Below are 7,864 nucleotides of genomic sequence, written 5' to 3'. Positions count from 1 at the left end.
CGCCTGGCCCGCATGGCTGCGCCTGCTGCAGGCCCTGCCGCCGGGCGGCGCGCTGGCGCTGCTCGCAGCGCTCCCGCCTGCGGCCCGTTGCGGGCTGCTGCGCGCGCCCGCTTGCGTCCGCGAAGGGCTGCTTGCGCTATGCGGTACGCCTAACGGCACGCAGCAGCCCCTCGCGGACGAAGTGCCCGCCCCTACGCTCGCAGCGCATGCGCTCCTGGCGGGCACGCTCGCGCTGCTCGCCGGACGGCAGAGCCTGGCGCGTGATTGGGCCGAACATGCGGCCCGAATCACTGCACGGCATGCTGCCGCCCAAGGCCGCCCGGCGAAGAGTCTTCCGCCGGGCCTGCATACCCTGCTGCGCCTGACTTCTCCCGGCGCAGCCACTGACCTAACCTTCCAGCAGCAGTGTAACATGCTGCTGATTTACCTGTAATCCAGCGTGCCCATGCCGGCTACGCTGGATTACATAACCCCCGGCTTTTAAGCACAGCAAAAAGCCGGGGCATCCCGGCAAGACGCTATACCCATCCTTATTTTCACAATGATCTCCCGTTAATTACTTGAAACAACTCAATCCTCCCTGCTTTCATTTGAAACGCATACTATACATTTGCCATGTCTTTACTACGGTCATCATGATACCGCCTTGCATATTACAGCCCTGAAACACCGAATAGGTGCACCGTACATTTCCGAGGAGATCGCATCCTCCGGTTCCACCACGTTCAGTTTATCTTCAATCGTCAGCCCGGTGACAGCCATGATCGTTTCCAGCAAGTCTGGCCGCATTTCGGGCACATCAAAGGTGGCGATCAACTGTCCGTTCGGCTTCAGCACCCGAGCGAATTCGCGGAAAGCCCGCAGCATTGTGCCGGTGTCTAGATGTTCCAGAACAGAGATGCAAAATACGCGGTCAAACTGCTCAGCAGCATATGGAAGTTGAGCCAGATTGGCCTTAGCACGGTTGAGTCTTGTTAGATAAATTCCGGGCAGATTCCGCGCTGCCTGTTCACCGAAGTCAGCAGCAATATCCAGCCGAATCGCCTCTTCCGACAAAATACGTTCATCCCAGTCACACGCATGAACTTCACGGCAATGCTCTGTAAGCCAAAATTTGAACGGGTGTGAGATACCACAGGCAGCATCCAGCACGACATCTTCCGGGCGTGCAAACTGCCGGGCCCACTCATACTCGTAAGGACGACTCCACCACGCAGGATGAAGCGGAAAGACCAGCGTATCCGTCTTTGGGTCGCTTTGCCGAATGTACCTAGATTCCAACATCTCCATAGTGCGAGGCGTATCCATCATGTCCGAATCCCCTCCCTCAATCCTGTCTCCGTTAAAAAAGATTCCAGAACCCTGCTCCACCGGCTCCGCCATATGGACAGATCATAAGATAGTGCAGTCTCACGCGCATAGATGCCAAGCCGCTCCCGCTCGGCTCGATCCTGAACAAGCCTGACGAGTGCGGCAGTCAGTGCCTGCTCACCTGGAGGAACCAGTAGTCCGTTAAACCCGTCCTGAATCAGATCATTGAGTCCGCCGACATTGGAAGCGATCACCGCAAGGCCGCAGCTCATCGCTTCCAGACAAGCGTAGGAGGTTCCCTCCGAGAATAACGTAGGAATGACAACGATATCTGCCTGATGATAAGCGTCACGAATCTCTCTGAAATCGTACGTGTGCTGGTCGATGCGGGCTGTATGCGGATGTGTACGCTGCCAATAGCGAAAGGCTCTGCCCACCGTACTGCCTTCCACCAGTTCTCCAGCAAATTCAACCTCCACATCTGGGAAAGCCCCCAGCAATGTATCTGCAGCCAGCATCATGGGAACAATGCCGCGCTCGCTGCTGATGCGACGTGGATACAGAATACGTATTGCATGTGGAGCTGAAACAGGTTCATCGCTGTTCGTGAGAGCCTGCCCTGACTGAGGAAGGGGTTCAGTAGCCACGCTTTCTACAGAGATAGCACCGGTGCCTTCCGATAGCTCTGGATCAAAACTTTTCGTACTGACCTTTTCCGCTGATTGGCTATATGCATCTAAATCACCTTGATCTGCTTCATCATGATCCGCTGCATTATCTCTGGATTCGGTAACGATGATGTCCTCATAATTGGCCGGCATTGCCGTGTCTCTTTTCCACGCAGTCATCCAATCTTCTTCGTTTTGTTGTGGGAGTGTCCTCCTTGGCGGAGCCGGGACAAAGTATGAGGTGTCCACGGCGTTGGGAATCAATACGATTTGTTCTGAATCGGTGTACGTACAAGCTGCCCGGCAGAAGGTCTGGAAATGAGAGTCCACCGAGACAATGCGAACCAGTCCGTCCAGTGCCAGCTGGATATGATCTGCAACCTGACGTTTGGTTTCAATCGGCAGACCGGGGCGATCCCAATTGATGCCGTGGCATATCCCGAGGCTGCCAGGTTTGTAGTTAATCGGCTGCCACAGGCAGCTTGCATAGATAATAGGTCCGCGAGCGGCTGCGGCCATCCGGTCAAAAGCTTCAGGTACATTTTCCATGTCATAATCATAGCCATAGACGTCAATCTGTTCGGTTCGGGTCTGGAACGCCTCGAAATAAGACAGTTGATGTACCTCGGGAATGTGACCGAGTCCCCGAATCACACGGCATAGATCAAGAATGTAACGTTCCAGCCCGCCGCCGAATACCCGGTTAAACTCCCGATTGTATCCATCGGTAAAACTATGGGTCAGTATGCTGACCACGCCCATATTATGGTCCCTCCTTCCACGGAAGCAGACGCGGTTCAGGGTCCAGAATGGACTCATACTGTGCCGGATTGCCCCATTCTCCATGCGGATCAATACGTTTGTAGCGTAAGTATTTGCGCACCCGGTCTTCCAGACTGCCAGCCCAGCCGAGATGCTGTACTTTCAGTTCTGTACATACGCCTGACAATACGGTGCAGGACACGGGGAGACGAGGAACATGGTGATTCTGCTGCGGATAAAAGTAGGGATAACCTGGCATATAACGAACAAGGGAGGTCGTGTGACGTTTATGCAGAGACCAGAGTTCATCCTCCCGATAATGGGTTCGGCCGCCCCACATATCGTAGAAACGGAAGGCAAACCAGTCTGCATAGTCCTGATCAATGAGTTTGCGTATCGCCTGTTTGGCTTCTGTGCTGTAGAGTTCATCGGCATCGACCGCAAGAAGCCAATCCGGACAGGTACTAACAGCCGCTTGCCACAGGGTGTTGCGAAGACGCCATTCCTCGGCAAACAGCGGCTTTTCCAAGACATCAAGACGCACTACTTTTGAAAAAGCTCTGCATACATCCGCGGTTCCATCTGTGCTGGCATCATCGACAATGACGATCTCGTCCACGAATTCACTCAGATCTTGCAGTACTTCCTCCAAATAACGTCCTTGTTCATTACGAACCTGAAGCATGGCTGTCAGCTTGTTGTTATTGCTTTTGCGTACCCGGCGTAGGGGGGAGAACTCTTGGAATGTCTCCCTTTCAACAGCCCGGTTGGCAGAAGGATTCGGTTCGTTCCTTGCCTCAATCAGCTGTTCACTGTTCGCTTCCATATCGGGTCTATTCATCAAAGGCATTTCTATCTTCTCCTGCGGCATTCGGTTCAGCTCAACCGCAATCGCTCTATGATTCTCCATGCCTGTTTGTTGTTCTGTTGTCTGCGTCTGAAACGAATCATGCATGATCGGTCTGTTCCCGGGGGCTTTGCGTTTTTTCGGGTCTATCATTAAGGCACCTCCCCAAGCAGTTGTTGTACGGCATGATCCAGCAGCTCCAGTTCCATAATGCAAGCGAGTGCATCTTCATCCTCCACAGCCGCCTCCAGAAACTGTCTTACTGCACCGTGGCGTTCTCCCCGAAGAGCCAGTGCTGTTCCGGATAGTTGTTTATATTGCAGAAGACTATCTCCGTCATGAATGTCGATGGCATGCACTAGGGTGAGTGCGGCCTCCACACGCTGTGTTTCCCGATAGATACGGAATTTCCAATGCCTTGCCGTTTCCCCGCCAAGCTCATCCAGAATACGAATAGCACTGCCATAATCGTCATTGATGCGGAGCAGTTCTGCTCGAACCAACTGTTCCTCTCCGGCTTCGAGCCAGCGGCACAATTGTTCATAGTGGTGGCGTTCCTGCTCGTCGCTTGCACTGATGCCAAAAACCTGCAGAGCTTCTTCAATCTGACCCGACCTCGCATAGATGGCAGAGAGGAATCGATAATGGGACGCAACGCAATCCTGCCTTCTGTTGATGGCAGCGTGTATGAAGGCTTCCTTAAGCGAAGCGGCGGCGCGGGAATCATCGAGTAAATACTCATAAGCCGAGAGAAGAAAGGAAATCGTTTCATGAGCACCTGTTTTTGCTCGAAGCTGTCTGTAGTAATCTGCTCGCGCACGGATTTGTAGCATTGTAATATGATCTGATTTACCTGCAAGTACCTGTTGGAGTGCGTGCATCAAAAACAGTTCATAGTCCCCCACTGGGATACGTGTGCCATCATGATGGATATAACCAGCAGGAGAAGCGTCTTCCCCTCCCAACCAGATGGCACGGGTGCCTTGAAAGAGCAATTTCATGTACCGGGTTTCCGAAGATGTGCCCACCAGATCGGCAATGCCGACAAGCCTGGAGATACTGCTCTCCCAGAGCGGAGAGGCTGCTTCATCCCCTACAGGTTCAGGCAATAGTGCAATGCATATTTCCGGCTGAAGTGAAGCCACAGTCATAAGCCAGTAAGGGTGCGCGACCACAGCAGCAGTACGTGGCTCCTGTAACCGGGTTTCTGCTTCCGAGAGTGAAATTACTTGAATGGCATTTGGAAGTTCCTCCTCCTCAGCCGTGCGGCTGCTTACATAATAGAGGGTTCCTTGTTCTGCTGCCAATAGTGCTGCGATGTCGGGATAGGGAAAGGAGGACCAGCCTCCTTTCCGCGGAAAAAGCACATATTGAGCTGTGATGTCTGTATGCACGGACAGCTCAGGTGTTATCTTTTTCCGGTCGTGCTTACGTTCCGGGTTTAGCTCGCGATCTGCATCCGTCAGTGGTTCGGAGTGTTCCATCTTTAACTCACCTCACCTCACATTGATAGGCTGATTCTCTTATGTAAAAGCCGTGCAGAACTTCGTATCATCCTTCTGACACTAACATATGGGCATTTGTCTCCAAACATGAACAACTTCCATGAATACATGCAATAGCTCAAGACGAATGGAGGTGCGGACAAGCGCAATAAATAGGCTTAATTTTATCTATTGTGTGACCGAGGTCACTTTTTTTGCTTAAGAGAGGCAGGATTGTGAGAATTATCACATGTGAAAAATAGGTAATCTGGCACAATACGTTCATCAACGTATTTGGAGGACAGACAGCGAAGATGCCCGCTTCAAAGCCATTTACGTATCTTGCAAAAGCGAACAGAAAGAAGGGGTAAAGGTATGGATCCGATTATGTTATCGCGTATCCAATATGCACTTACAACGATTTTCCACTTTTTCTTCGTACCGCTATCAATCGGCCTCGTGCTGCTGGTTGCAATTATGGAGACGTTGTATGTCATGAAGGGAAAAGAGATTTACAAAACGATGGCCAAGTTCTGGGGCAAGCTGTTCCTGATCAACTTTGCCGTCGGGGTAGTCACCGGTATTCTGCAAGAGTTCCAGTTCGGAATGAACTGGTCGGAGTATTCCCGGTTTGTCGGTGATGTCTTTGGTGCACCACTGGCGATCGAGGCTCTGCTAGCATTTTTTATGGAATCCACATTTATCGGTTTATGGATATTCGGCTGGGATCGTTTGTCCAAAAAAGTGCATCTGGCCTGCATCTGGCTCGTATTTGCCGGTACATTCCTGTCAGCGGTGTGGATTCTGGCAGCGAACTCGTTTATGCAGCATCCCGTTGGATTCGCCATCAATAATGGCCGGGCGGAGATGAATGACTTCTTTGCACTGCTTACGAATGGACAGTTTCTCGTTGAATTCCCGCATACGATTTTTGGTGCGTTAATGACGGGAGCATTTGTGGTGACGGGCATTAGTGCTTACAAGTTGATGAAAAAACAAGACGTGGAAGTGTTCCGCAGATCCTTCAACATTGCCGTTATTATCGGTCTCGTATCCTCGCTGGGTGTAGCTTTCTCAGGGCACTTCCAGGCACAATATCTGGTGGAAACACAACCGATGAAGATGGCTGCGAGTGAAGGTACATGGACGACAACAGAAGATCCGGCCCCGTGGACGGTTATTGCCTCCATTGACCCGGATAAACAGGAGAACTCCGGTGAGATCAAAATCCCTGGATTACTTAGTTATCTCTCCTATAGTAAATTCTCAGGTAGTGTCAAAGGTATGAAAGAACTGAATGCCGAGTATCAGCAGACGTACGGACCAGGAGATTACATTCCACCAGTACGAACCACATTCTGGAGCTTCCGTGTCATGATTGCTGCAGGTGGTCTGATGATTCTGCTCGCGATGTATGGTACATATCTGGCTTGGCGCAAGAAGCTGGAAGTGGCTAAACCATGGTTTATGCGTCTGATGGTATTTGCCATTTCACTGCCGTTTATTGCAAATTCAGCAGGATGGATTATGACCGAGGTCGGCAGACAGCCATGGACGGTGTTCGGGTATATGACGACCGAAGCAGGTGTATCACCGAATGTATCAGCAGGTATGATTTTATTCTCCACGATTGCTTTTACTGCGGCATATACCGTTCTTGGCATCGTGATGGTGTTCCTGTTTGTCCGCAAAATCAAAGCAGGACCGTATGCCGTCGATAAGTCCGAAGAACATGATGAACCGGCCGATCCGTTTGGCGTAGATGGGGGGTATTCCGTTGTTACTAAGTGAGCTGTGGTTTGTACTGATCGCCGTATTGTTTATCGGATTTTTCTTTCTTGAAGGTTTCGACTTCGGAGTAGGTATGTCTACGGGTCTGATTGCTAAAACAGATCGTGAACGCCGTACGTTAATTAACTCGATCGGTCCGTTTTGGGATGGAAACGAGGTCTGGCTGCTGACCGCAGGCGGTGCCATGTTTGCCGCCTTCCCGCACTGGTACGCAACGCTGTTCAGTGGATTCTATCTGCCGCTTGTTGTTGTGTTGCTGTTGTTGATCGGACGCGGAGTTGCCTTTGAATTCCGCAGTAAAATGAAACAGCAGCGGTGGCGTAGAACGTGGGACATCATTATTGTGGTGGCAAGCGCCTTGCTTCCATTCCTGTTTGGGGTCGTTTTTGCAACGTTGATGAAGGGCCTGCCTATTGATGAGAACATGCAGATGCATGCCGGTTTCCTGGATATCGTGAATCCATACACCGTTGTAGGCGGCTTGAGTGTAACGCTATTGTGTCTGGTTCACGGGCTGTTATTTGTTTCCCTGCGTACCGTAGGTGAATTGAGAGAACGGGCACTTCAACTGGCGAAAAAGGTAATGATGCCGTTAGTCGCAGTGCTTGCGATATACGCATTATTGACCTATCTGATGACCGATGTGTTTACGGTTCGCGGCTGGGCGCTCTGGATTATGGCTCTGCTTGGTGCTGCGGCGCTGGCTCTTGCGGCTTACTTCATTCGTCAGCAACGCGAAGGCTGGGCTTTTGGAATGACGGGTGCGGTTATTGCCATTGCCTTTGCCTCCGTATTTATCGGATTGTTCCCACGAGTTATGGTGAGTTCCATCAATTCAGCATTTGATCTGACGGTATATAACGCAGCATCGGGACCTTATTCATTAAAAGTGATGACTATTGTTGCCTGCACCTTGCTGCCGTTTGTACTTGGATATCAGATTTGGAGTTATTATATTTTCCGCAAACGTCTGAACGAACAGCACCACCTGGAGTACTGAC

The 7,864-nt window shown here is 51.3% G+C and carries 7 protein-coding genes; 3 read left to right on the top strand and 4 right to left on the bottom strand.

Annotated elements, in window-relative coordinates:
• Positions 1 to 433 (top strand): hypothetical protein (locus AB4Z30_RS18955; RefSeq protein ID WP_441929066.1); only part of this gene is annotated, 433 nt, incomplete at its 5' end.
• A 200-nt stretch (positions 434 to 633) separates the two neighbouring features.
• Here the strand turns inward: AB4Z30_RS18955 and AB4Z30_RS18950 are convergent.
• Genes AB4Z30_RS18950 through AB4Z30_RS18935 form a run of 4 tightly spaced genes read right to left on the bottom strand, consistent with a single transcriptional unit; the run spans position 634 to position 5,072 of the window.
• Positions 634 to 1,311 carry a class I SAM-dependent methyltransferase gene (locus AB4Z30_RS18950; RefSeq protein ID WP_441929065.1) on the bottom strand — a complete coding sequence of 226 codons (678 nt, stop codon included), beginning with the start codon at positions 1,309 to 1,311 and terminating at the stop codon, positions 634 to 636.
• Positions 1,308 to 2,741, bottom strand: a complete 1,434-nt coding sequence (locus AB4Z30_RS18945; protein ID WP_441929064.1) for a glycosyltransferase family 4 protein — start codon at positions 2,739 to 2,741, stop codon at positions 1,308 to 1,310. The genes AB4Z30_RS18950 and AB4Z30_RS18945 overlap by 4 nt, the downstream gene beginning before the upstream one ends.
• Before the next feature lies 1 nt (position 2,742).
• Complete coding sequence (locus AB4Z30_RS18940) at positions 2,743 to 3,741, bottom strand: glycosyltransferase (RefSeq protein WP_441929063.1); 999 nt, start codon at positions 3,739 to 3,741, stop codon at positions 2,743 to 2,745.
• Positions 3,741 to 5,072 (bottom strand): hypothetical protein, encoded by a 1,332-nt coding sequence (locus AB4Z30_RS18935; RefSeq protein WP_441929062.1) that lies wholly within the window; start codon positions 5,070 to 5,072, stop codon positions 3,741 to 3,743. The genes AB4Z30_RS18940 and AB4Z30_RS18935 overlap by 1 nt, the downstream gene beginning before the upstream one ends.
• A gap of 375 nt (positions 5,073 to 5,447) precedes the next feature.
• Here AB4Z30_RS18935 and AB4Z30_RS18930 point away from each other — a divergent pair, with 375 nt between their 5' ends.
• Positions 5,448 to 6,863 (top strand): cytochrome ubiquinol oxidase subunit I, encoded by a 1,416-nt coding sequence (locus AB4Z30_RS18930; RefSeq protein ID WP_441929061.1) that lies wholly within the window; start codon positions 5,448 to 5,450, stop codon positions 6,861 to 6,863.
• Positions 6,850 to 7,863: a cytochrome d ubiquinol oxidase subunit II gene (gene cydB / locus AB4Z30_RS18925; protein WP_441929060.1), complete on the top strand. Its 1,014-nt coding sequence runs from the start codon at positions 6,850 to 6,852 to the stop codon at positions 7,861 to 7,863. Before AB4Z30_RS18930 ends, cydB begins: the two co-directional genes overlap by 14 nt.
• Position 7,864 lies beyond the last annotated feature (1 nt).

This window comes from Paenibacillus sp. 2TAF8, assembly GCF_052114825.1.
GTDB lineage: Bacteria > Bacillota > Bacilli > Paenibacillales > Paenibacillaceae > Paenibacillus.
The sequence above is the reverse complement of the archived record's forward strand: the minus strand, read 5'-3'. Positions and strand labels throughout refer to the sequence as shown.

Coding starts and splice junctions, on each gene's coding strand:
- AB4Z30_RS18930 (WP_441929061.1), top strand. CDS start 5,448: ATGGATCCGATTATGTTATCGCGTATCCAATATGCACTTACAACGATT.
- AB4Z30_RS18945 (WP_441929064.1), bottom strand. CDS start 2,741: ATGGGCGTGGTCAGCATACTGACCCATAGTTTTACCGATGGATACAAT.
- AB4Z30_RS18935 (WP_441929062.1), bottom strand. CDS start 5,072: ATGGAACACTCCGAACCACTGACGGATGCAGATCGCGAGCTAAACCCG.
- AB4Z30_RS18940 (WP_441929063.1), bottom strand. CDS start 3,741: ATGATAGACCCGAAAAAACGCAAAGCCCCCGGGAACAGACCGATCATG.
- AB4Z30_RS18950 (WP_441929065.1), bottom strand. CDS start 1,311: ATGATGGATACGCCTCGCACTATGGAGATGTTGGAATCTAGGTACATT.